Raw genomic sequence first — 23,589 nt, 5'->3', positions numbered from 1 at the left:
TGACCTCGCACCATCAGGCGTAGGCCTGCGGAGACTCGATATCGAGCATGGGAAGGATGGCGTCGAGCTCGAAGGAGGATTTCGGCGCCAGCTCTCCTGCGCGAGATTGTCCCAGCGAGGGTCCGAATAACTCATACCCTTCATCAACATGCTCATTGAATTGGCTGACATCGCCATTCTCGAGATGTTGATCGAGGGTATTGAGCAGGTTGTCACGCAATGCGCCCAGCATGACATCGCCGTTATCGCCCTCGGGAATCGAGTTGATCCACTCCACGGTCTGCTCGGGTGAAAGACCATGTAGCTCGCCGTAGCGCATCAGTAAAGGCACGGCATTATGGCCATCTTCGCTGCGCGTGATCAGGATCTCGGCAGCTACCTCGCTGAATCCGGCGTGGGTCAGGAACTCGGTGGTGGTCTGAGTCTGGTAGGGCGCCTCCTTGCCTGATTCATTGATGTAGAGACCCAGCGAGGCTAGCGTGGCGATACCGAAACCGACTGGGCCGCCCCAACTCGTGGAACCGAACAGGAGCGCTATGCTCACGCCTCCTGCGACACCGGCGTTCAGTCCGGCACCCCAGTAGTCACCTTCCTGGAAGCGAGATACTGCATCGGCAGCCGCCAGAGTGGCGCCCATGATGTGCACGAATTTCCCGGCGGCCTTGAGGTTCTTCACCGTCGGAGAGTGGGAATCAGTGATGTTACTGTACGCCGCCACTAGTTGAGCGCTGTCGACCCCGACACGGGATAGCGCCACACCCAGCTCGGCGGAGTTGCGTAGGTTTGGATTCTCCAGGAAGTTGTAACCGGCGTTGATCAGCCCGGAGCCAACGATGGTGAATGCCGTGGTACGGAAGGTAGTGCTGAAGGGCGTGCTGCGCACGAACTTGCCATCGATCTGATCGAGGGTGTTGTTGAGATTGCGCAGGATGCCGTTGACTCGACCGAATTCGTTGCCACCCGGTAGCGGTTCGCTGGGAAGGACGCCGCTGAGCAGTGTCGCCAACTCATTGAGGTCGTCGGTCGAAACGCCCATCAACTCCGCGAGGTGTGGCTTATCGGTCAGCGCCTCTTCAATGCTCTGGCGGGCGTCAGCCATGGCGTCGGCATCGGTGAAGTCGAGATCTGCCATCGAGCCCAGCACGTTCTCGTTGAGATAGGTGCCCATCAGGGTGGCGGCAAGGGGATCATCGCCCTGGATGCCGAGCTCATTGAAGGTCTCGACCAGTTGATCGCCCGCTTCACCACGTACCAATTCGGGATTTTCCTGCAGGGCAGTGGAGACAGCCAGCTGTGCATTGGGATCATCGATCAGAGCATCGATGCGGTCCTGATACTCGGCACGTATGTCGTTGGGGAGACTCTGCAGTTGCTGGATATGCTCGAGGAGCGTGGCACCACTGTCAGCGAGATCGTCACGCAGGCCTTCCAGCTCCTCGCTCCATGCATCGCCCCGGGACTCGATGTAATCCTCGATGGCAGCTTCGAGCTGCTCGGGGGTCATGGCTGAGTCACCGGTATCGATCAGGTAGCTCAGTTCCTGGAGGTGTTCGTAATAGGCTTCGGACTGGTCGCCGATGGTTTGATCACGGAACTGCTCGGCGGTGGCAATGACCTCTTCACGGAAACTCTCTGTAGTGCCTTCATGGGCTGCGAGTTCCATGGCAAGAGCAGGCAGGCTGTTGCCCTCGGAGGCGGCCTGATACATGGCACTGCGCACACCGTTCATGTCGATCATTGCCATCTCGACGATCTGCTGTGTCGCGGCATCTCCTTTTTCTGTACCCGCTATCCGGTCGAGGATGCTGTTGAGCGTCAGTGTGCCGTTATAGCCGATTTCGACTCCGGCATATCCATCATCTCTGAAGTTCTGCTGAGCTTGTTGTAGCTGTGGCAGCATGGCATCCACTACCCCAGCTGCGAACTCGGGGGGCAGGTCTGCGGTCAGTGTCTCCAGGCGTTCGATGGCCTGCAGGGAGCGGGCTGCCGGTAGCTCATGGTCATGACTATCATCGAGCATTGGCTCGGCGGCCCACTCGACGGCGTCATCAATGATCGCCTGGCCATCGCTGGAGCGGTCCAGAGCAGCCTGAACTCGCTCGGATGCGTTGCTGTAGCCTTCTTCGTAGATGCGTAGGGCCTGTGACGGGTCTTCTGCGGTCTGGGCTTCAGAGATGAAGTCGGCAGCACTGTTCTCGGCGATCTCACGGACAGCACTGGAACGATCGAGGGCAGACTGCACCGCAGGAGACGCGCTGTCATAGGCGTCTTCCAGTATTTGAAGTGCCTTGTCCGGGTCGCTTTCGGCCTGAGCTTCATCGATGATCTCTCTGGCTTGACTCTCCACCTCGGGCCCGGCGTGGCTGGTTTCCCCCAGCTCCATTCCGAGCTCGGATGCCGCCTGTTCAATGGCCATCTGTGCCGGACCCGCATCGACCCAGTCGTTGTCATACAAACGCTGCAACGCTGCCTGCCGCTCAGCAGGGGGGAGGGCTTCCACATAGCTCTGGACATCAGTTGCCAGATGGCCAACCTCGGCATCCATGTCGATAGCCGAGGGATCATCGGCATACTCCAGGTCGTTACCCTGCTGGCGAAGGCTCTGCACAAAGTCCGTTTCGCCTTCGGGGATACCCTGCGCATTGCGTGGTGACGTTGCGGCTTCTTGCGGAGATGTGTGTGGGACGAATACCACATCGCCGACATCGATCTGGTCAGGGTCTGGAATATCCTCACGCTGGTTGAGATCGAGCAACTCGTTGAGGTCGACATTCAACTCATCGGCGATCTGTACCAGGCTGTCACCTTCCTCGACGACGAAAATGCGCTCCTCATCGACATTCAGCTCGCCAGGCCCTCCAGCATCTTCCCGCGATTCGAGCGCGCTCTCGATTGCAGTCTCGAAACGTTGCTGCTGAGCCGGACTCAGGACAGTGGATAACACGCCGTCGGCGCTGTAGCGACGCAGCGCATCGCTATCGATTCGGTATGACATGCTGGGCGCTCTTGCTTGCTGGAGGAGTGCCTCAAGCCTGAGCTTGTACCAGTGCCAGGTGGATGAATTTTCCATGAATTTCCCATGACGATATGCCGGGCTCGGAGCCGCGCCGATATCCGCTGAAACTTGTCGTCAGTCACGAATGATGATGGTTACCAGCGCGGTACGTCGCCTCTCCAGCTCCCTGGTCCTTCGTCCGGGACGCGTGACCGGTCGAGGCTCGGTATACTGGCCAGATCGTTTCCGGGTCCCATGGAGTAGAGCTGAATGCAGCAGATGGTTCGTGTCGCCGCCCTGACGGGGTATGTTGCGCTGCTGGCAGAGCGCAAGGTTGATGCACACCAGTTGCTCGCCGACTTGAGCCTGCCTCCGGACTACCTCGACCGCCCGGATCGCCTGATCCCTGTCACCACCAAGATCGACTTGCTCGAACTCGGTGCACGGGCCACTGGCTGCCGCCATTTCGGACTACTGCTGGGACGACAACAGAATATCTCCACGCTTGGCCTGGTGGGGTTACTGGTCCAACACAGTGGAACCATGCGTGAAGCGCTGGTCACGATTGGCGAACAGATCGGCCGCCACGTTCAAGGGCTTGAAGTGAGGCTGGTTGAAAGCGATGACCAGGCATCCTGGCACTTTACCTATCAGGTCGATGATCAGGCGCGCTCCTCTCGCCAGCACAGTGACCATACGCTGATGGTTGCCTATAACATCATCACCTTCCTGCGTGGTGAGCCGCTCAAGCTGCGAGCTGCATATCTCGTCGGTAGTGAACCAGTGGATGCGGAGCCCTATACACGCCTGCTGCAGGCACCACTGTGCTTCAATAATCATGATTGTGCGCTGGTCTTTGATGGAGCCTGTCTGGAGGAGCGTATCGCCGGTGGCAGCCCGATGTTGCGGAGGCTGATCAACTCGCTGATGCGCCATCATCAGTGGAGTGAGATCGAAGACAAGGTGGAATGGATCATCACCAACCTCCTGCCGCTGGATCAGGTGACGCTGGATGCCGTGGCTGGTGCGCTGGCGGTGCCCGCGCGAACGCTGCAGGCTCGACTGGCCCATCGTGGGGTGAGCTTTCAGCAGTTGCTTGATCGAGCGCGAATGCAGGCGGCACAGACTTATATGCTCGATACCGACTTGAGCTTGAGTGAGATCGCCGAGCTGATTGGCTATAGCCAGTTGAGTGCCTTGACGCGCGGTTTCAAACGCGTCACTGGGGAAAGTCCTACTCAATGGCGACGAAAGCATAAGATGGAAATCGCCAAACCTGCGTGATATGTCAAATTGGCTGCATGTTGAGTCAATACCCGCCTACGTGACTTCTCTATTCTGCACTGACACCACCAGCACATAACAAACACAGGTGAGGTGCAATGCGCTCAAGCCACGCCATGACTTACGGGATAGCGATCCATTCCAGTCCTGTGTCCGGTCGAGGAAGTGATGCTCGGCTGATGGTCGAACTGCAGCACGATCCTGTACGCCGCCAGGAACCTCGAAGCATGTCTCCTGACGGGTAGGCCACCGCACATAAGGCCTGCGCAACAACGACAACAACAAGATCGATAAGGACTACGCTATGCCAGCGCCCCAAATCGCGCAGACCCATCGTGCGCGAAGGAATCGCCATGCCCAGTTTTCTGTATCTTGCTGTCCCAGGGCATCAAGAACGATCTCGAAACGTCTGGCTTCGGGAGTGCCATACATTTTCCTCTCCTGCCTTGTTCTTCTGGTCTCTCCGGCCTGGGCGCTCGATATGTCGTTTGGAGAGGTCGACGCGACTCTGTCGGGGTCGCTGACCGCTGGTGCAATATGGAGTGCCGAGTCCGCTGACAGTGACCGTCTGTTTCAGGGTAATGCCGAGGCCGCTGGGTTAAAGGGCAGCGGCTATAACCCCGAGGGTGGGCGCAACAATGATGATGCTCGTGGCAATTATTCCGAGCGTGAGCTGGCCTCAACACCGATCATCTTCACCACTCAGTTGGACCTGTCATACCGCAATGTGGGCGCTCGGATTGCTGGCAAGGCCTGGTATGACGCCTTTCAGGAGCATCACGAAGTGCCTTTCGGCAGTCTAGCCAATGGCTATGCCAGCAATGAGCCGCTGGATGACAGCAACTATCATCGACTCTCGCGTTTCAAGGGGGCGTCCTTCACTGAGGTGTATGCTTACGGCAACTTTGATGTAGCCGACCATGACCTCAAGGTCACCCTCGGAGATCAATACCTGTCCTGGGGGGAAAGCAAGTTCTTCATCAATGGTATCAACACCGTTAACCCCTATCGGCCGGCAGCGTTACGCATGCCGGGGGACAATCTGCGTCTGCCGACGACATTACTGCTCGCAGAACTTGAACTGAGCAAAAGCTGGCAGTTGGGCGCCTTCTATCAACTCGACTGGGACAGCTCGGTACTTGATGGTTGCGGTACGGCATTCAGCACTCATGACTATGTCGCAGAAGGCTGTGCTGGTGCCGTCCCTGCGGGATCCGATGATCGATATGCCTATGAGAATGGGCTATTCGTTGACCGTGCAGCGGACAATACTCCCAGTGACTCTGGCCAGTTCGGGATCAGCCTTGCCTACCAGCCGAGCGAAGATACCGCGCTGTCCGCTTACGCCATGAATATCCATTCGCGCCGACCTTACGTCAGTGTCATCACGGGGGGATATAGCGGTCCAGACGATAGCGGCCTGTCGCCTGGCTGGCGACCGCCCGGTGATTCCACTTATGACCCTGACCTCAACGCGAAGTACTTCAATGATTACCCGGAAGATATCCAGGTCTTCGGTCTTGGTCTGCACTCCAGGTTTGGTCAGGCGACGCAGGTCTTCGGCGAATACAGCTTCCGTCATGATCAACCGCTGCAGCTGGCCACCGCGGATCTGGTCGCTTCCTTTGTACGTGACCCGAATGCTCTCTCTGGTGCTATCGGAGAAGACATCACACTGGCGGATGGCGCAAGGTCAACGCCTGCTGGCGGTATCTTCGAGGGCTATGACCGCTACGACGTCTCGCAGCTGACCTTCGGTGCCATTCAGCCGGTGCCGGGCGTACTCGGCTCGAAGGCGCTGGTGCTGGTCGGAGAGGTGGGCATGAAGTACGTCCATGATCTGGCGAGTCTTGATGAGCGTCGTTACAACAAGGGGGATGTCTATGGCACTGATCTGGCACAGGGGAGCGAGATCGGCTGTGCCATTGGCACCTCCGGCCCTGATTACACTGACCGCGGCTGCTCCGGCGATGGATATACCACGGACTTCTCCTGGGGCTATCGACTGCGCGGCCAACTGATCTATCCCAACGTCATACCGGGGCTGACGCTGACTCCCTACGCCATGTTCGGTCATGACGTGTCCGGCTGGTCCTATGACGTCAATTTCGTCGAGGACCGTCTGCTCGGCAGTGTCGGGCTCAAGGCCGACTACCAGGATCGCTACCATGCCGAAATCCTGTGGGCCGGAAGTGGCAATACGCCGTACGCGGATACCGATTTCGACTTTATCACCGCCAGTGTGGGGGTGAGTTTCTAGGCCTTGCCTGATCATCGCTCACCGACTTTTCGCACAAGGCCGGCTGCCCATCTTTTCGATACACCAACCCGACACGGCAATGACGACATGACAATCACACAACGAGGAAACGCCATGACTCGATTCCCTTTCAAGGCTTCTGTATTGGTCGCCGCCATCGCTCTGGGCAGTGCCGGACTGGCGCAGGCCCAGTCCCCCGACGCCATCGCGCCGAAGGCGGCGACCGAAGCCACTCAAGCGGCTAACGCGGAGGTGCTGAAAGCGTTGGATTTTTCCGATCGCGCAGATTTTGGAAATGCAGGTCGTGGCTTGATCAAGGCGACGCCCGAGTTGGTGGTCAAGAATGCCGACGGCCGGGTGGTATGGGATGTGGCGGCCTATCAGGAATTCCTTCAGGGAGATGCTCCAGACAGCGTGAATCCTAGCCTGTGGCGTCTGGCCCAGCTCAACAATACGCCAGGCTTGTATGAGGTCACCGACGATATCTATCAAGTTCGCGGCTTCGACCTCGCTACGATGACGGTCATTCGTGGCGCCACAGGCTGGATTGTCGTTGATCCGCTGACGACGGCCGAGCCTTCCCGCGCCGCGCTGGAGCTGGTCAACAGCGAGCTTGGCGAGCGTCCGGTCACGGCGGTCATCTATACCCACTCGCACGCGGATCATTTCGCGGGGGTGAAGGGCGTTATTGCCAGCGAAGATGCCGAGGCGGGTAACGTCAGAGTGATTGCGCCAGAGCACTTCACTGACCATGTCGCCAGCGAGTCGGTACTGCTGGGCAACGTCATGAGTCGACGTGCCCAGTACATGTTCGGCTTCGGCTTGCCGCGCAACGTCCAGCAGCAGATCGATAGCGGCCTGGGTAAGGGAGTATCCAATGGCTCCTTTACGCTGGTCGAACCCACGGAGTTCGTGACTCACAGCGGGCAGACCATGACCGTGGATGGGGTCGATATCGAATTCCTGATGGCGCCGGGCACCGAAGCCGATGCTGAGATGGTGTTCTACTTCCCCGAACAGCGTGCGCTGCTGGCGGCAGAGATTCTCAACGCGTCTCTGCATAACATCCTCACACCGCGCGGCGCTCAGATACGTGATGCACTCCAGTGGTCGCGCGCGCTGGATGAGATGCTGCGCTACTTCGGTGATCGTACGGATGTCGTGCTCACGTCACACTACTGGCCGCGTTGGGGGCAGGAGGACGTGTATGAAACCATCGAGAAACAACGCGACATGCTCAAGTATCTGCATGACCAGACATTGCGCCTGGCCAACCTGGGGTACAAGCGAGATGAAATCGCTGAAGCCATCGAGGTGCCGGATAGCCTGGCCAACGAGTGGTTCAACCGTGGCTACTACGGCACTATCGAACACAATGTGAAGGGCATCTATCAGCGCTACCTGGGGTTCTGGAGCGGTAATCCTGCAACGCTTGACCCGCTTCCCGAACAGGCCGCCGGAGAACGTTATGTTGAGGCCATGGGGGGCGCCGAGTCAGTAATGGAGCAGGGGCGTGAAGCCTTCGATGCTGGAGACTACCGCTGGGCAGCGATGCTGATGAATCATCTGGTGATGTCTCAGCCAGACAACCAGGATGCCAAGGCACTTCAGGCTGATATCTTCGAACAGCTGGGGTATCAGGCAGAGTCCGCACCATGGCGCAATATATACCTGACGGGAGCCCGCGAACTGAGAAACGGATTCGACCCGGCGAGTGTGGTGACGACGGCTTCGCCGGATATCCTCCAGGTACTGCCTATCGAGCAGGTCTTCGATCTGCTGGCGGTACGCCTCAATGGGCCCAGGGCCGATGGCATCGAGCTGGATATCGACTGGCACTTTACCGGTGAGGCGGCACAGGATTTCCGCATGAGTCTCTCCAACTCGGTGCTGCGTTATCGAGAGGGAATCGATGAGGGGGCCGCTGAAGCCGATTTGAGCCTGTCGCTGAATCGCGATGTGGTCAATCGTGTGCTTCTGCATCAGACCACGCTTGGTGACGAGATTGAAGCCGGGCATGTCACCGCTGAGGGTGATATCAAGGTGCTGGGGCAACTGTTCTCACTGATGGATGATTTCACCCCGACCTTCCCGGTCGTGACCTCTGCAGCTCCTGCTACCGATAACGACGGCTGAGCTCAGTCACTGCATAGCGCCTATTCTGATGGGCATCACCGAAGCCTCGCGGGGAAACTCGCGAGGCTTCGGCATTGATGGTGCGGGCTGGCGTCTAACGCACCAATGATCCGTCCATGGCATCATCGTCGAGGGAAAATCCCTCCACGCCGATCTCCGCTTCCAGCGCCAGCAGATAGTGCCGCAGCGCCATACGCGTCGCCTGCTCCGTCAACTCACGCACAACCCGATCTCGCACGGCGTCAAAGGGCAGGGCAAGCTTTTCCCTGCGCTCATCCACGCACACCACATGCCAGCCATAACGTGAAGCCAACGGACGGTCATGCAGTCCAGTCGGCAAGTGTTCCAGTGCCCGGTCCAGTTCAGATACTGTCTGTCCGGGCTGGAGCCAACCCAACTCCCCACCCTGATCACGAGATGGGCAGCTGGAGTGACGCTGAGCCAGTTCGGTAAAGCGCTCACCCTGCTTGGCCAGGCTCTTGACCAACTTGCCTGCCTGCCGATACTGACGGTCGCGGCCTTCGGCATCATCCGGTGCAGCGGCCAGCAGGATGTGCCTGACACGATATTGAGGTGGTTCGCAGAAGCGCTCTGGGTGATGGGCATGGTAGCGCCGACACGCATCTTCATCCGGGTCGGGCACCTGCAGCTCCCGGTCCAGCATCTGGGCGATATCACTTTCACCGGGATAGTAGTCATCAGGCGCGGTGTGGGCATCGTTGTGCAGGTCGAGCATCATGGCGCGCTGACGCAGCAGCTCTTGAATGACCAGCGCCCTTGCCGCTGCCCTGGCGGCAACATCATGACTGGCAGCGGGATGAAATTGCATTTCCCCGGCGATGGTGGCCTCATCAATCACACTGTCTCCGACACGAATCTGCAGCGAGCCGGTGGCGGGAATGTTCTCTGCTGGAATGGTCTGCATGATGGGCCTCCCTCAGGCTCGCCGTCTGACAATCTGGTAACGACGGCCGAGGTAGCCGAGTGGCGCGCTCCAGGCATGTACCAGCCGGGTGAAGGGAAAAATCAGGATGATGGTCAGCCCGATGAAGATATGGATGTGGTAAATCCAGCTCAGGCCGACGAGGTGTGCGGCAGCATTGCCCTGGAAGAACACGATGGCCTGGGCCCACTGCGCCAGCCGCAGCATGACTCCACCATCGAGATGTTGCATGGCGGCGGGAATGGTCAATAGCCCCAGTGTTACCTGCACGACCAGCAGCAGGAGGATCAGGTTGTCCATGTGGCTGGAGGTGGCTTTCACTCGTGGATCCGTCAGGCGTCGCACCAGCAGCATGGTGCCGCCCACCAGGCACATCACCCCGGCGATGCCTCCCACCAGAATGGCCATGATCTGCTTGTTGCCTGCGCTGATGAAGGGCTCATACATCCAGTGGGGAGTCAGTAGCCCGACCAGATGACCGAAGAAGATCACCAGAATGCCCACATGAAACAGTGGGCTGGCCCACCGCATGCGTTTCGACGACAGCATCTGGCTGGAGCCGGTTTTCCAGGTGTACTGGCCGTGATCGAAGCGCAGCAGGCTGCCGATGAGAAATACCGTTCCTGCCAGATAGGGGTAGAGACCAAACAACAAGGTATGCAGATAGCTCATGACACACCTCCCGAAGGCTGAGGGTTGGGGCGGGTGAGGTCGTCGATGCGGATGGTTTCGGGCTGCACGGTATTGCGCCGCTCGGCCAGGCGCTGTCCCTCGGCGGATTGCAGTGCGCAATCCTCGTCGGACTCCGCGGAAAAGCGGACGGCTTCCTCTTCCCAGACCGCATCAATGGCAGCAGGCGTATTGTCTGCCGGTTCCTGCTTTGCCTGGTCGCGGTGAGCATCAATCTGGGACTCTTCGCCAATCAGACTCAGCAGGGTATGGGGAACCAGCGCGTAACGGCTGTCTCGGGTTTCCAGGCGTGCCGTCAGCAACGCCAGGATATGGCTGATGTCACCCAGCCAGTGCGCCACGTCATGGCCGGGCAAGGTCGACAGATATTCCAGAAACAGCGGCAGGTAGTCGGGGAGCTCGCGTCGGTCGAGGACGAATCCGGCGTCCTCGTATTGGCGCAGCAGGTCGACCATCGCCTGACCACGGTCACGAGATTCGCCATGCACGTGCTCGAACAGCAATAGCGAGGTGGAGCGGCCGCGATCAAACAGCGCGACGTAGGCCGCCTGGCTTTCGAGCAATGGCACCTCCGCGAGTTGCTGGCTCCATTCGAGCAGCGCGCGGCGTGGAGCCGCAGAGGGTAGCGGCATGCGCTCAAATGCCTCACGGATCTCGGGCAAGGCCGCCACCAGCTCCGGGGTCGGGTAATCCAGCATGCGCGCCAGCGCACGCATGCCCAGTGCCAGAGAGTCAGCCATGGCGCACGTCCTCCGCTTGAGGATCATACTGTTCGGCCGCGACCAGAGTGCTGGTCTGCTTGCGTCCGCCAAACAGGCTGGCATCACTATCGCCTCCCTGGCAGCCATTGCCGAAGGTGAAGCCACAGCCGCCGCGTTCGGGGAAGGCGTCGCGGGCCTGTTCGCGGTGGCTGGTGGGGATCACGAAGCGATCCTCGTAGTTGGCGATGGCCAGGTAGCGATACATCTCTTCCACCTGAGCCTCGCTGAGCCCGACTTCATCGAGCAGGGCATGGTTGAGTTCGCCATCGACGTGCTTGCCGCGCATGTACCTGCGCATCGCCATCATGCGCTTGAGCGCCCGTATGACGGGAGCTTCATCACCGGCGGTGAGCATGTTGGCAAGATATTTGACTGGGATACGCAGCGACTCGACGTCGGGCAGAATGCCCTTGTGCTCGACATGCCCGGCATCCACCGCTGATTGGATCGGTGACAGCGGCGGCACGTACCAGACCATCGGCAGTGTGCGATATTCCGGATGCAGCGGTAGCGCCAGTTGCCAGTCCATGGCCAGCTTGTAGACCGGGGACTGTTGAGCGGCATTGATGACGCTGTCCTCAATGCCATCGCGCCGGGCCTGGGCAATCACCTCGGGGTCGAAGGGGTCGAGGAATATCTCGCACTGGCGGCGATAGAGGTCGCGTTCGTCGGCACTGGCGGCGACTTCCTCGATACGGTCGGCATCGTAGAGCAGTACGCCGAGGTAACGAATCCGCCCGACACAGGTTTCCGAGCACACGGTTGGCTCGCCGGCTTCGATGCGTGGATAACAGAAGATGCACTTCTCGGATTTGCCGGATTTCCAGTTGTAGTAGATCTTCTTGTACGGGCAGCCGGAGACACACATCCGCCAGCCGCGGCACTTATCCTGGTCGATCAGCACGATGCCATCCTCTTCGCGCTTGTAGATCGCGCCGCTAGGACATGAAGCCACGCACGCCGGGTTGAGGCAGTGCTCGCACAGGCGGGGCAGATACATCATGAAGGTGTTCTCGAACTGACCGTAGATATCGGCCTGGATCTGGTCGAAGTTGGCATCCTTGCGGCGCTTGGCGAATTCGGTACCGAGAATCTCTTCCCAGTTGGGGCCCCACTCGATCTTGTTCATGCGCTGACCCGACACCAGCGAGCGTGGCCGTGCGACCGGCTGGTGCTCGCCCTGCTTTGCCTGATGCAGGTGTTGGTAGTCGAAGGTGAACGGCTCGTAGTAGTCATCGATTTCCGGCAAGTCAGGGTTGGCGAAGATGTTGGCCAACACCCGCCACTTGCCGCCGATACGTGGCTCGATACTGCCGTTCTTGCGACGCAGCCAGCCGCCTTTCCAGCGCTGCTGATTTTCCCACTCTTTCGGGTAGCCGATACCCGGCTTGGTCTCGACGTTGTTGAACCAGGCGTACTCGACACCTTCACGGCTGGTCCACACGTTCTTGCAGGTCACCGAGCAGGTATGGCAACCGATGCATTTATCGAGGTTGAGCACCATGCCGACTTGAGAGCGAATCTTCATTTGGTGGCCTCCTGTACGCTGTCGTTGCCTTCTCCGTCGAGCCAGTTGATTTGCTTCATGCGTCGTACCAGCACAAACTCGTCGCGGTTCGAGCCCACGGTGCCGTAGTAGTTGAAGCCGTAGGACAGCTGGGCGTAGCCACCGATCATATGGGTCGGTTTGGGACACACACGGGTTACCGAGTTGTGGATGCCGCCCCGCGTCCCGGTGACTTCCGAGCCTGGCACATTCACGATGCGCTCCTGGGCGTGATACATCATCACCATGCCGGGCTTGACCCGCTGGCTGACCACCGCGCGCGCGGCAATCGCACCGTTGGCGTTGTACAGCTCGATCCAGTCATTGTCCTCGACGCCGATGGCACGTGCGTCATCCTCGGACAGCCACACGATCGGGCCACCACGTGACAGGGTCTGCATCAGCAGGTTATCGGAGTAGGTGGAGTGGATACCCCATTTCTGGTGCGGCGTGAGCCAGTTCAGGGCGATTTCCGGGTTACCGTTGGGTTTCTGCTCGACCATCGAGCGTGTGGCCTTGGTATCGATCGGCGGGCGATAGACCAGCAGGCTTTCACCGAAATCGCGCATCCAGGCGTGGTCCTGGTAGAACTGTTGGCGACCGGTCACGGTGCGCCACGGAATCAGTTCATGGACATTGGTGTAACCCGCATTGTAGGACACATGCTCATCTTCCAGGCCTGACCAGGTCGGGCTGGAGATGATCTTGCGCGGCTGGGCCACCACGTCGCGGAAACGGATCTTCTCCTCTTCCTTGGGCCTGGCAAGGTGGGTGTGGTCGTGACCGGTGATCTTCGACAGTGCTCCCCAGGCCTTGACCGCCACCTGGCCATTGGTTTCCGGCGCCAGCGACAGAATCATCTCGGCGGCATCAATGGCGGTTTCGATGCGTGGCTGGCCCTTGGCCGGACCGTCGTGCTTGACGTGGTTGAGGCCACGCAGCAGCTCGACTTCCTTGTCGGTATTCCAGCTGATGCCCTTGCCACCATTGCCGATGCTCTCCAGCAGTGGGCCCACTGACGTGAAACGCTCGTAGGTCTCGGGGTAGTTGCGCTTGACCTCGATCAGGCTGGGCATGGTCTTGCCGGGAACCGGATCACACTCGCCCTTCTTCCAGTCGAGGACTTCGGGCTGGGCCAATTCGCCGGGGCTGTCATGCTGCAGCGGCAGCGTGACCAGGTCGGTTTCCTCTCCCAGGTGGCCGACGCAGAGTTCGGAGAACCTCTTCGCAATGCCCTTGTAGATATCCCAATCACTGCGCGCTTCCCAGGCGGGATCGGTGGCCGCGGTCAGCGGATGGATGAAGGGGTGCATGTCCGAGGTGTTGAGATCGTCCTTCTCGTACCAGGTGGCGGTCGGCAGAACCACATCGGAATACAGGCAGGTGGTCGACATGCGGAAGTCGAGCGTGGTGAGCAGGTCGACCTTGCCCTCAGGTGCGTCCTCATGCCAGGTCACTTCCTCCGGCATTCGGGCTCCCATCTCGCCCAGGTCCTTGCCTTGAATGCCATGGCGAGTACCCAGCAGATACTTGAGCATGTACTCGTGACCCTTGCCGGAGCTGCCCAGCAGGTTGGAGCGCCAGATGAACATGTTGCGCGGGAAGTTCTGCGGGTTGTCCGGGTCCTCGGCAGCGAAGGACAGCTTGCCTTCGCGCAGCTGCGCCACGACATAGTCAGCAGTTGACTTACCGGCTTCGCTGGCGGCCTTGGCAAGATGCAGCGGATTGGTGCTCAACTGGGGAGCGGACGGTAGCCAGCCCATACGCTCGGCGCGCACATTGAAGTCGATCAGGCTTCCCGAGTAGCGCGAGGGATCCGCCAGCGGTGACAACAGCTCACTGACATCCAGCTTCTCGTAGCGCCACTGGCTGGAGTGGTTGTAGAAGAACGAGGTGCCATTCATGTGACGCGGCGGGCGCTGCCAGTCGAGGCCGAAAGCCAGTGGCGTCCAGCCGGTTTGCGGACGTAGCTTTTCCTGGCCGACATAGTGCGACCAGCCACCGCCGCTCTGGCCGATACAGCCACACAGCACCAGCATGTTGATCAGGCCACGGTAGTTCATGTCCATGTGGTACCAGTGGTTCATACCGGCACCGACGATGATCATGCTGCGGCCCTGGGTCTTGTCGGCATTGGTCGCGAATTCTCGGGCAATGCGAGTGCACTGCACAGCACTGACACCGGTGATCTTCTCCTGCCAGGCGGGTGTATATGGGCGTACTTGCTCCAGTGATGTGGCGCCATCGTCCTCGCCTTCGGCGCCCAGACCGCGGTCGATGCCGTAATTGGCGCACATCAGATCGAAGACGGTTGCCGCGAGAACCTGCCTGCCATCGGCCAACGTCAGGCGCTTGACCGGAAGGTAGTGAAACAGGACCTCATTGACCTCGACATGGTTGAAATGCTCGCGAGCGATACCGCCGAAGTACGGGAAGGCCACCCTGGCGACATCATCATGGGCATCGATCAGACTCAGGCGCAGGTCGATCTTCTGGCCCTCGGCATCCAGTGGCTTGAGGCTCCATTTCCCTTTGCCATTGGCGTCTTCATCGCCTCCCCAGCGGAAGCCGATCGAGCCGCGAGGAACGACCAGTTCATCGCGCTTGTCATCCCAGGCGACGGTCTTCCACTCAGGATTGTTGGACTGCCCAAGGTGTCCTTCGAAGTCGGAGGCTCGCAGCTGCTTGCCGGGTACCAGGCTACCGTCATCACGCGTTTCCAGTTCGACGAGAAATGGCATGTCGGTGTAGCGTTTGACGTAGTTGGTGAAGTAGCTACTCGGCCGTTCGAGATGAAACTCCTTGAGGATTACATGGCCCATGGCGATGGCGAGGGCGGCATCGGTGCCCTGCTTGGCCGACAGCCACTCATCGGTGAGCTTGGAAACCTCGGCGTAGTCCGGGGTCACTGAGACGGTCTTGGTGCCCTTGTAGCGCACCTCGGTAAAGAAGTGCGCATCCGGTGTCCGCGTCTGGGGGACGTTGGAGCCCCAGGCAATGATGTAGCCGGAGTTGTACCAGTCGGCTGACTCGGGCACGTCAGTCTGCTCGCCCCAGGTCTGCGGCGAAGCCGGGGGCAGGTCGCAGTACCAGTCGTAGAAGGACAGGCAGACACCGCCGATCAGTGATAGATATCGTGCGCCAGAAGCGTAGGACACCATCGACATCGCGGGGATCGGTGAGAAGCCGATGATGCGATCCGGGCCATGGGACCTGGCGGTATAGACATTGGCGGCGGCGATCAGTGTCTGCACTTCCTCCCAGTTCGCACGCACGAAGCCGCCCATGCCACGAGCGCGCTTGTACTGATTGGCGCGGGCTGGGTCCTCGACGATGGAGGCCCAGGCATCCACTGGATCACTATGCTGCTCTAGAGCGCTCCTCCAGAGAGCCACCAGTTGCTGGCGGATCAATGGGTACTTGAGGCGGTTGGCGCTGTACAGATACCACGAATAGCTGGCGCCGCGCGGGCAGCCGCGGGGCTCATGGTTGGGCAGGTCGGCGCGGGTGCGCGGATAGTCGGTCTGCTGGGTTTCCCAGGTCACCAGACCATTCTTGACGTAGATCTTCCAGCTGCACGACCCGGTGCAGTTCACCCCGTGGGTGGAGCGCACTACCTTGTCGTGTTGCCAGCGCGAGCGGTAACCATCCTCCCAGTCCCGTGTTTCCGCCCGGGTTTCACCATGTCCATTGGCGAACTGCTGAGGACGCCTGGTCAGGTATCTCAGGCGATCGAGAAAATGACTCATGCTGCTCTCCTCATCATGGCCGCGTCACGGTGTGGCCAGACTAGCTGCTCAGGCGGTCTTGACGCCGCTGAAGGTGAACCCGGCTCCTTTTCGGTAGTAATAGAACCAGGTCAGGGCCGTACAGATGACATAGAAGACAATGAATCCCGTCAGTGCCGCTGTCGCACTGCCGGTCAGATCAATGGATGTGCCGAATGCCTTGGGAATAAAGAAGGCACCATAGGCGGCAATCGCCGAGGTAAAGCCGATGGTGGCTGCAGACTCGCGTGCGGCATGGATTGTCTGTTCATCGGCGGTAAGCTCCGGCATCAGGCGAGGTACTTCGCGGCGGAAGATCACGGGGATCATCTGGTTGGTGCTGGCATTGCCGATACCCGAGGCCAGGAACAACAGCAGGAAGGAGGCAAAGAAGCCAGCAAAAGCGAATGTAGAGCCCGAGCCACCCAGAAACAGCAGCACGCCCAGAACGCCTACGATCATGACCAGAAAAACGCCCAGTGTGACCTTGGCTCCACCCAGACGATCGGCGAGTCCACCGCTCCATGCGCGGCTGAGGGCGCCGACCAACGGTCCAAGAAAGGCGAACTTCAAGGCATCGATTTCCGGGAACTGGGTGTGGGACAGCAGCGGAAAAGCCGCCGAGAAGCCGATGAAGCTGCCGAAGGTTCCGGTGTAGAGCACACACATCAGCCAGTTGTGCTTGCGCTTGAAGATCACCGCCTGTTCCTTGAAGGAGGATTTGGCACTGGCGATGTCGTTCATGCCGAACCAGGCAGCGATGGTGGCAATAGCGATGAAGGGTGCCCAGATGAAGCCGGCATTCTGCAACCACAACTCCCCCCCATCATTGGTGGGCTGGCCGGAGCCCGTGGCAAAGGCGAAAGCACCCGTGGCGATCACCAGCGGTACCAGGAACTGCATGACCGAGACGCCGAGGTTGCCGAGGCCGGCATTCATGGCCAGCGCCTTGCCTTTCTCCCGAGCCGGGAAGAAGAACGATATGTTGGCCATGCTCGAGGCAAAGTTGCCACCGCCGAAGCCGCACAGCAGGGCCAGGATGACCATGACCAGATAAGGCGTTTCAGGATTCTGCACGGCGAAACCAATCCACACGGCAGGGAGTAACAGAGAGGCTGTGGAGATGGCCGTGAAGCGACGGCCACCGAAGATCGGCACCATGAAGCTGTAGAACGCACGCAGGGTAGCCCCGGACAGGCCTGGCAGGGCGGCCAGCCAGAACAGTTGATTGGAGGTGTAAGTGAAGCCCGTCGCCGGTAGTTTGGCGACGACGACGGACCATACCATCCATACGCTGAAGGCCAGCAGCAGGCAGGGGATGGAAATCCACAGGTTACGCCTGGCGATGCGCTGGCCACTCTGTTCCCAGAAGGCAGGATCTTCCGGGCGCCAGTCCTTGAGTACGAAGCGCGATGGTGTGGTGAGCTCCGGGAGATCGGTAGTGGTGCGGTTCTCGCGGATCTCGATATGTTCAGCGCGACGAATGGCGTAGTGCATCCATCCCAACGCGGCGGCAACGACCACAAACAGCAGCATGAAGCTGCTTTGCCAGATGCCAATTACGTCATTGAGCATGCCGAAGGTCAGGGGCAGGAAAAAGCCACCCAGGCCACCCACCATTCCGACAACGCCACCTACCAGACCCACGTTGCTGGGGTAGTAGACCGGAATGTGCTTGAACACTGCAGCCTTGCCCAGTGACATGAAGAAGCCCAATACCATGGTCAGCAGGACAAAGCCTGCCAACGGCATACTCAACGAAAACGAGAGTGGGCCCTTGACGCCGTTCACCACATATTGCGTAGGTGGATAGCTGAGCAGGAAACAGCACAGGGTCGAGGCAATGAAGGTCCAGTACATCACCTTGCGTGCACCATAGCGGTCGGATAGCCAGCCACCGAGAATACGGAACAGTGATGCCGGAATGGTGTACAGCGCGGCAACGAAGCCAGCCGCCGCCAGTCCCAGACCGTAGACCTCGATCAGATAGTGAGGCAGCCATAACGCCAGAGCGACGAAACCGCCGAAGACGAAGAAGTAGTAGAGCGAGAAGCGCCACACCCGGAGGTCCGACAAGGGGGCCAATTGTTGGGTGAGCGGTATTGCCGCGGCCTTGCGTTGAGCCGCCTGAGGGTCGGTCTCCGCGACCAGCAGGAAGGTGATGCCCATGATGGCCAGTACACTGGCGTAGACCATCGCGGTACCTTGCCAACCGAGGGCCAGCAACAGCAACGGAGCGCCGAAGTTGGTCACCGCAGCACCGACGTTACCGGCGCCGAAGATTCCCAACGCAGTCCCCTGGTGCTGCTTGTCATACCAGGCTGAGGTGTAGGCCACCCCGACAATGAATGAGCCGCCGGCCAGGCCGACCCCGAGTGCGCCGGCGAGCAGCATGAGATAGCTGTTGGCGAATGTCAGAAGATATACGCAGGCGGCACTACATAGCATCAATAGGCTGAATACCCAGCGCCCGCCATATCTGTCAGTGAGAACGCCAAGAAACAGGCGGCTTATCGACCCTGTCAGTACCGGGGTCGCCATCAGTAGGCCAAGTTGGGTGTCCGACAGACCGAACTCGTCCTTGATCTGTATGCCGAGTATCGAAAACAGCGTCCACACAGCAAAGCAGAGCGTGAAGGCGAATGTAGAGATGCCCAGGGCCCTTCTTTGCCGTGGCTGAGAAACACCACTTGAAGAAGCCATCAGAGTCCCTCGCACAGCGGCGATAAGCGTTCTGGCATAGTTATGTCATTCTAGCCTGGAGTAGCGTAGACGCAGTTCAGGGGTTTTGCAGGAATATGCATTTGTACTCTGGAGCCCCACCCATAGGGATATGCAGGGAGCCAGGCGAAACCGGTAATGCTCCGAGAATTTCTGTTGTCATGAAGTCAGCGGTAACAGCTTGTTACGTTCTGGGCGTCATGTGGGAGAATATTTACCACTTGAAAGAACACCGTAGCCAGGAATTGCAATGAAGGTCGTAAGTAGGGTTTACAACGAAAGAGCAGTGTCTGTTGGGGGGCATTCGACGCATTTCCGCTGATTTTCCGTTGATCATCACCTGTTGTTTGTAGGCCTGTATGTCCGGCAGAAAATGAGCGCACTCGTGGCGATTCTTGTGGCGTTGCAGGCTATTCCGATGGTTTTTTCGCCAATGGACTCTGTGTCTATGGAGCCAGTCTTGCTATGTGTAACAATGAGTTATCGATAAAATAGACCGGCGTAAGAGATCTCTTACAAAAAAATAAGATTATGCTTACATTGCCCGCAACAGCATCGAGGTGTTTCATGGCTGTAGCATCTGGTAAGTTGCACCCGCATCAAGAACAGTTGACATGTACTTTATATATGACGCGGGCTGAAATGGCATGAGGCGCAAGACTGTTGCGTATCCTGCACCCCTTTGTTCCGTTTTTATCAACGCTTTGTCATGTGAGGTTTACTGTGAACGCTTAAGGTCATAATGGGTGGTGTTATTCACCTTGAACAGCGTTCTCGAATCAAGGATTAGCGCCCTGTCAGCGGGCGCTATTGCTGTTTCGGCCCTTTGTACTGATGTGGCTGGACTCAGTGCCACAAGAATATCCCCGAAGTAGAAGAGGGGTGTTTTCGGGGTAGGGCCGATACCGGTGTATGACAGTCGGCCAGGCTAGTCTGGCGCATGCGGAGGCAGGAATGCCCTGCAGGAAATCAACCTGTACTGGTATGTGTAACCAGCATTCATCGCACAGGTGTTGCACCGGTAGAAATAATTAGAATCGACAAGAGACGCAGTGTTGCCATGCAGGGAAAGATACCGTCAATTCAATGGATGTCGGCAATACCGAGGGTGGTACTGGTCATGCTGGGCCTTGCCCTGGTTGGCTGTGCCTCCACAGATGATCAGAATCGAGCGCCGGACGAGCAGGTTTCTCGCTTTGTCGGCACGCTGCCTTGCGGCGATTGTCGCGCCATTCGTGCCGATCTCACCTTGTTCCGCAATCTGGATGATGGCTCCCCTGAGCAGTACGTGCTGCAGGAAACGCATGTCGATGCGGTTGGTGGTGACTTCACGTCCACCACCTGGGGCGACTGGCAGCTCAGCTCAAATGGGGAGCACGAGTTCTATCGCCTCGAGAACACGCCTGGACCGCTGATCCTCAGGGTCGAGCACGATGGTAAACGCCTCGGTTGGGCGGGAGGCCAGACGCTGCCGAAAGGCGAGGGCAGCTACGAGCTCGTGCGCGACGAACCGCTGCGCTAGAAATCATATTTCATGGATGGCGATTTCATGGATAACAACAGGCTTCAGGAGGGATCTTGAGCATGCAGGGAACGTTCGATATCGAATCGTTCATCAAGCAGCGCAAGCAGACGCGGGTCATCGGTGACCTCCTGCATGAACAGGCCGCAGACTACCTCGGCACTCTTGGGCTGTTGATACGACCGCAGATGATCTTTGGTGAATATCTGCAAGGCGCACCACGCGGTAGCGGCCGAGAAGCGCAGCACGCCTTCAAGGAGTTCAAGTCACTGTTCGAGGCCACGGCCGGGGCTGCCCCGTTCAGGCTCATTCAGGAGTTGGATGTGCCGCTGGAGATACTTGGCTCAACGCCACAGCTTTATCCCTATGAGTACGACATCACTCTGAGCGACAGAAGTCGCCCTGTACGGGTGACCAGCCCGGTGCGCTGGGTGGTGGGTTACAAGGGGTTCGAGCTCAGCCAGTTTCGTCAGATCATCAAGGACCCCAATCGCAGTACGGCCGAGTTGTTCCGCTTCATCGTCCACTATCTGATGTTGTTCTACTGCATCAATCGCGCGCCAGGGCTTGGACGTCTGCTGCTGGGCCTGCGCTTCCCCGTCAGTTTCGAGAAACTGGATGACTTCGGTGATCTACCGTTCTGTGTGATCGGGTCGCCTGTGACTTCGCACCTACCTGAAGAAGACCTGATTCGTCGAAGTACCGAGGTTGCCGGTAACAACAGCTTCGAGGAACTGGTCGACGCTGCGGATGTGGAAGCAATGGAAGATGGGATCAGGGGGCGTCTGCTGAAAGCCATCGCCGCGGCTTGATGCCCTGCGCATGGCGACGGGTAGTGACGCACCAGTCAGTGAAGAAGATCAGAAATTCAACTAATGAGGAAACGACGCCATGGCGGAGAGGGATAGCACACAACACAAACTGGGACGAATTCGTGCACCGCGAGTTCATATCACCTATGACGTCGAGATTGGCGATAGCCAGGAGCAGAAGGAGCTGCCTTTTGTGGTGGGTGTGGTCGGTGACTACACCGGTAATCCGCTGAGCCCGCCGCCCAAGCTCAAGGATCGCAAGTTCGTCGCTGTCGATCGCGACAACTTCAATAGCGTTCTCAAGGGCTACAAGCCGCGTCTGGCCTACCGGGTTGACAACACCCTGTCCAAGGATGGCTCTCAACTGCCGGTCGAGTTGAATTTCAACGCGCTCGAGGACTTCGAGCCGCAGAACGTCGTCAAGCAGGTCGAGCCGCTGCGCAAACTGCTCGAAGTCCGCAACAAGTTGGCTGATCTGCGCAACAAGATGGGCGGTAACGACAAGCTCGAGGAACTGCTGATGGACGTGCTGCAGAACAGCGAGAAGCTCAAGACGCTGGGTGAAGAGTTCGGACGCGAGCAGGCCGTACGCGACGAAGACGACAAGTAACGCTGGAGCCACGACATGTCAGAGAAGAATACCGAAGCCCAGTCAGCGGCGACCCAGGAAGCTCAGGAAACCGTCTTTGCTCCGCAGTCCTCGCTGCTCGACAGTATCATTTCCGAAAGCCGCGTTGCGCGCTCGGAGTCGGAGCGTACCCGCGCCCGTGATCTTATCGAAGAGTTGGTCGCTCAGGTGCTGGAAGGCGAAGTACTGCCCAGCAAGGACCTGATTGCCGTACTCGACTCTCGGATCGCTGAAATCGATGCCATGCTCTCCGAGCAGATGAACGAGATCATGCATGCCAGCGAGTTCCAGCAACTCGAATCCTCCTGGCGCGGCCTCAAGTATCTGGTCGACCAGTCCGAGACCGGCAGCAACATGAAGATCCAGGTGCTCAATGCCACCAGGAAGGATCTGGTGCGTGACATGAAGTCGGCTACCGAGTTCGACCAGAGCGCGCTGTTCAAGAAGGTCTACGAGGAAGAGTACGGCACTTTCGGTGGCGCGCCCTTCGGTATGTTGATCGGCGACTACGAGTTTTCTCGCAGCCCCGAGGATATCTATCTGCTCGAGCAGATTTCGCATGTTGCTGCAGCGGCCCATGCTCCGTTCATCTCCGCTTCTTCACCGGAGTTGTTTGGCTGGGACTCCTTCACCGAGATGAGTGGTCCGCGTGATCTCTCCAAGATCTTCGATACCGTCGAATATGCCAAGTGGAAGTCGTTCCGTAGCTCCGAGGATGCACGTTACGTTGGCTTGACGCTGCCGCACGTGTTGGGACGCCTGCCCTATGGGCCGGACACCGACCCGGTCGAGGAATTCAACTTCGTCGAAAACGTCGATGGCCGCGAGCACAACAAGTACCTGTGGATGAACGCTGCCTATGCGCTGGGAGCGCGGGTTACCGATGCGTTTTCCAACTATGGCTGGTGTGTGGCGATTCGTGGTGTCGAAGGTGGCGGACTGGTTGAGGATCTGCCGACCCACACTTTCCAGACCGATGATGGTGAAGTCGCACTCAAGTGCCCCACCGAGATTGCGATTACCGATCGTCGCGAGAAGGAACTGGCCGACCTCGGCTTCATTCCTCTGGTGCACTGCAAGGGCACGGACTATGCCGCGTTCTTTGGCGTGCAGTCGTCGCAGAAGCAGAAGCACTACAACACCGACGTTGCCAATGCCAACGCCCGCCTGTCAGCGCAGCTGCAGTATATCTTCGCGACCTCGCGCATTGCCCACTACATGAAGGCAATCATGCGCGACAAGGTCGGTAGCTTCGCTTCACGTACCAGTGTCGAGCGTTATCTCAACGACTGGCTGTCGCAGTACGTGCTGCTGGATGACAACGCCAGCCAGGAGGCCAAGGCCCAGTACCCGCTGCGCGAGGCGCGTGTCGAGGTGGCCGAGGTGCCGGGCAAGCCTGGTGTCTACAAGGCGGTGACCTTCCTGCGCCCGCACTATCAGCTCGACGAGCTGACCGCGTCTCTGCGTCTGGTCGCCGAGTTGCCGCAGTCGACTCGCAAGTCGTAAGTGGCAAGTAAGTCATGA

Annotated in this window: 14 protein-coding genes; 7 read left to right on the top strand and 7 right to left on the bottom strand. The window is 58.9% G+C overall.

Going from position 1 to position 23,589, the window contains the following annotated elements; all coding sequences use genetic code 11:
- Nucleotides 1-13: 13 nt before the first annotated feature.
- Nucleotides 14-2,995 (bottom strand): LysM peptidoglycan-binding domain-containing protein, encoded by a 2,982-nt coding sequence (locus tag AR456_RS18285; RefSeq protein ID WP_021817865.1) that lies wholly within the window; start codon nucleotides 2,993-2,995, stop codon nucleotides 14-16.
- 270 nt (nucleotides 2,996-3,265) lie between these two features.
- Between AR456_RS18285 and AR456_RS18280 the strand changes: the two genes are divergently transcribed.
- The 3 genes from AR456_RS18280 to AR456_RS18270 all read left to right on the top strand — a co-directional run bounded on the left by AR456_RS18280 (nucleotide 3,266) and on the right by AR456_RS18270 (nucleotide 8,675).
- A complete protein-coding gene (locus tag AR456_RS18280) occupies nucleotides 3,266-4,279 on the top strand; it encodes an AraC family transcriptional regulator (RefSeq protein WP_021817866.1) in 1,014 nt (337 codons plus the stop codon).
- 304 nt (nucleotides 4,280-4,583) lie between these two features.
- The gene (locus tag AR456_RS18275) at nucleotides 4,584-6,539 is read left to right on the top strand and encodes a DUF1302 domain-containing protein (protein WP_081694598.1); all 1,956 of its coding nucleotides are present in this window, start codon (nucleotides 4,584-4,586) and stop codon (nucleotides 6,537-6,539) included.
- Nucleotides 6,540-6,653: 114 nt separating this feature from the next.
- Nucleotides 6,654-8,675 carry an alkyl/aryl-sulfatase gene (locus AR456_RS18270; RefSeq protein ID WP_021817869.1) on the top strand — a complete coding sequence of 674 codons (2,022 nt, stop codon included), beginning with the start codon at nucleotides 6,654-6,656 and terminating at the stop codon, nucleotides 8,673-8,675.
- A gap of 94 nt (nucleotides 8,676-8,769) precedes the next feature.
- On the opposite strand, the gene AR456_RS18265 is transcribed toward AR456_RS18270, so the two are convergent.
- From AR456_RS18265 to AR456_RS18240, 6 genes are read right to left on the bottom strand one after another with little or no spacing between them, the layout of a single operon-like run.
- Nucleotides 8,770-9,600: a peptidylprolyl isomerase gene (locus tag AR456_RS18265; protein ID WP_021817870.1), complete on the bottom strand. Its 831-nt coding sequence runs from the start codon at nucleotides 9,598-9,600 to the stop codon at nucleotides 8,770-8,772.
- Nucleotides 9,601-9,612: 12 nt separating this feature from the next.
- On the bottom strand, nucleotides 9,613-10,290 hold the full coding sequence (gene narI, locus AR456_RS18260) for a respiratory nitrate reductase subunit gamma (RefSeq protein WP_021817871.1): 678 nt from the start codon (nucleotides 10,288-10,290) through the stop codon (nucleotides 9,613-9,615).
- Nucleotides 10,287-11,048 (bottom strand): nitrate reductase molybdenum cofactor assembly chaperone, encoded by a 762-nt coding sequence (gene narJ, locus AR456_RS18255; RefSeq protein WP_021817872.1) that lies wholly within the window; start codon nucleotides 11,046-11,048, stop codon nucleotides 10,287-10,289. Before narJ ends, narI begins: the two co-directional genes overlap by 4 nt.
- Complete coding sequence (narH, locus tag AR456_RS18250) at nucleotides 11,041-12,597, bottom strand: nitrate reductase subunit beta (RefSeq protein WP_021817873.1); 1,557 nt, start codon at nucleotides 12,595-12,597, stop codon at nucleotides 11,041-11,043. The genes narJ and narH overlap by 8 nt, the downstream gene beginning before the upstream one ends.
- Complete coding sequence (locus AR456_RS18245; RefSeq protein WP_021817874.1) at nucleotides 12,594-16,364, bottom strand: nitrate reductase subunit alpha; 3,771 nt, start codon at nucleotides 16,362-16,364, stop codon at nucleotides 12,594-12,596. The genes narH and AR456_RS18245 overlap by 4 nt, the downstream gene beginning before the upstream one ends.
- Nucleotides 16,365-16,412: 48 nt before the next feature.
- A complete protein-coding gene (locus tag AR456_RS18240) occupies nucleotides 16,413-19,085 on the bottom strand; it encodes a nitrate/nitrite transporter (RefSeq protein ID WP_021817875.1) in 2,673 nt (890 codons plus the stop codon).
- A gap of 1,078 nt (nucleotides 19,086-20,163) precedes the next feature.
- On the opposite strand from AR456_RS18240, the gene AR456_RS18235 reads away from it, so the two are divergent.
- The 4 genes from AR456_RS18235 to tssC all read left to right on the top strand — a co-directional run bounded on the left by AR456_RS18235 (nucleotide 20,164) and on the right by tssC (nucleotide 23,571).
- The gene (locus AR456_RS18235; protein WP_155829180.1) at nucleotides 20,164-20,625 is read left to right on the top strand and encodes a copper resistance protein NlpE N-terminal domain-containing protein; all 462 of its coding nucleotides are present in this window, start codon (nucleotides 20,164-20,166) and stop codon (nucleotides 20,623-20,625) included.
- A 62-nt stretch (nucleotides 20,626-20,687) separates the two neighbouring features.
- Nucleotides 20,688-21,437 carry a hypothetical protein gene (locus AR456_RS18230; RefSeq protein WP_021817877.1) on the top strand — a complete coding sequence of 250 codons (750 nt, stop codon included), beginning with the start codon at nucleotides 20,688-20,690 and terminating at the stop codon, nucleotides 21,435-21,437.
- Nucleotides 21,438-21,516: 79 nt separating this feature from the next.
- On the top strand, nucleotides 21,517-22,047 hold the full coding sequence (gene tssB / locus AR456_RS18225; protein ID WP_021817878.1) for a type VI secretion system contractile sheath small subunit: 531 nt from the start codon (nucleotides 21,517-21,519) through the stop codon (nucleotides 22,045-22,047).
- A gap of 15 nt (nucleotides 22,048-22,062) precedes the next feature.
- The gene (gene tssC / locus AR456_RS18220) at nucleotides 22,063-23,571 is read left to right on the top strand and encodes a type VI secretion system contractile sheath large subunit (RefSeq protein ID WP_021817879.1); all 1,509 of its coding nucleotides are present in this window, start codon (nucleotides 22,063-22,065) and stop codon (nucleotides 23,569-23,571) included.
- The last annotated feature ends 18 nt before the right edge of the window (nucleotides 23,572-23,589 follow it).

This window comes from Halomonas huangheensis, from assembly GCF_001431725.1.
In the GTDB taxonomy this organism is placed as follows: domain Bacteria; phylum Pseudomonadota; class Gammaproteobacteria; order Pseudomonadales; family Halomonadaceae; genus Halomonas; species Halomonas huangheensis.
This window is presented reverse-complemented; position numbering and strand designations above follow the sequence as displayed.

Coding starts and splice junctions, on each gene's coding strand:
- AR456_RS18265 (WP_021817870.1), bottom strand. CDS start 9,600: ATGCAGACCATTCCAGCAGAGAACATTCCCGCCACCGGCTCGCTGCAG.
- AR456_RS18230 (WP_021817877.1), top strand. CDS start 20,688: ATGCAGGGAACGTTCGATATCGAATCGTTCATCAAGCAGCGCAAGCAG.
- AR456_RS18245 (WP_021817874.1), bottom strand. CDS start 16,364: ATGAGTCATTTTCTCGATCGCCTGAGATACCTGACCAGGCGTCCTCAG.
- tssB (WP_021817878.1), top strand. CDS start 21,517: ATGGCGGAGAGGGATAGCACACAACACAAACTGGGACGAATTCGTGCA.
- tssC (WP_021817879.1), top strand. CDS start 22,063: ATGTCAGAGAAGAATACCGAAGCCCAGTCAGCGGCGACCCAGGAAGCT.
- narI (WP_021817871.1), bottom strand. CDS start 10,290: ATGAGCTATCTGCATACCTTGTTGTTTGGTCTCTACCCCTATCTGGCA.
- AR456_RS18275 (WP_081694598.1), top strand. CDS start 4,584: ATGCCAGCGCCCCAAATCGCGCAGACCCATCGTGCGCGAAGGAATCGC.
- AR456_RS18240 (WP_021817875.1), bottom strand. CDS start 19,085: ATGGCTTCTTCAAGTGGTGTTTCTCAGCCACGGCAAAGAAGGGCCCTG.
- AR456_RS18285 (WP_021817865.1), bottom strand. CDS start 2,995: ATGTCATACCGAATCGATAGCGATGCGCTGCGTCGCTACAGCGCCGAC.
- AR456_RS18270 (WP_021817869.1), top strand. CDS start 6,654: ATGACTCGATTCCCTTTCAAGGCTTCTGTATTGGTCGCCGCCATCGCT.
- AR456_RS18235 (WP_155829180.1), top strand. CDS start 20,164: ATGCAGGGAAAGATACCGTCAATTCAATGGATGTCGGCAATACCGAGG.
- narJ (WP_021817872.1), bottom strand. CDS start 11,048: ATGGCTGACTCTCTGGCACTGGGCATGCGTGCGCTGGCGCGCATGCTG.
- AR456_RS18280 (WP_021817866.1), top strand. CDS start 3,266: ATGCAGCAGATGGTTCGTGTCGCCGCCCTGACGGGGTATGTTGCGCTG.
- narH (WP_021817873.1), bottom strand. CDS start 12,597: ATGAAGATTCGCTCTCAAGTCGGCATGGTGCTCAACCTCGATAAATGC.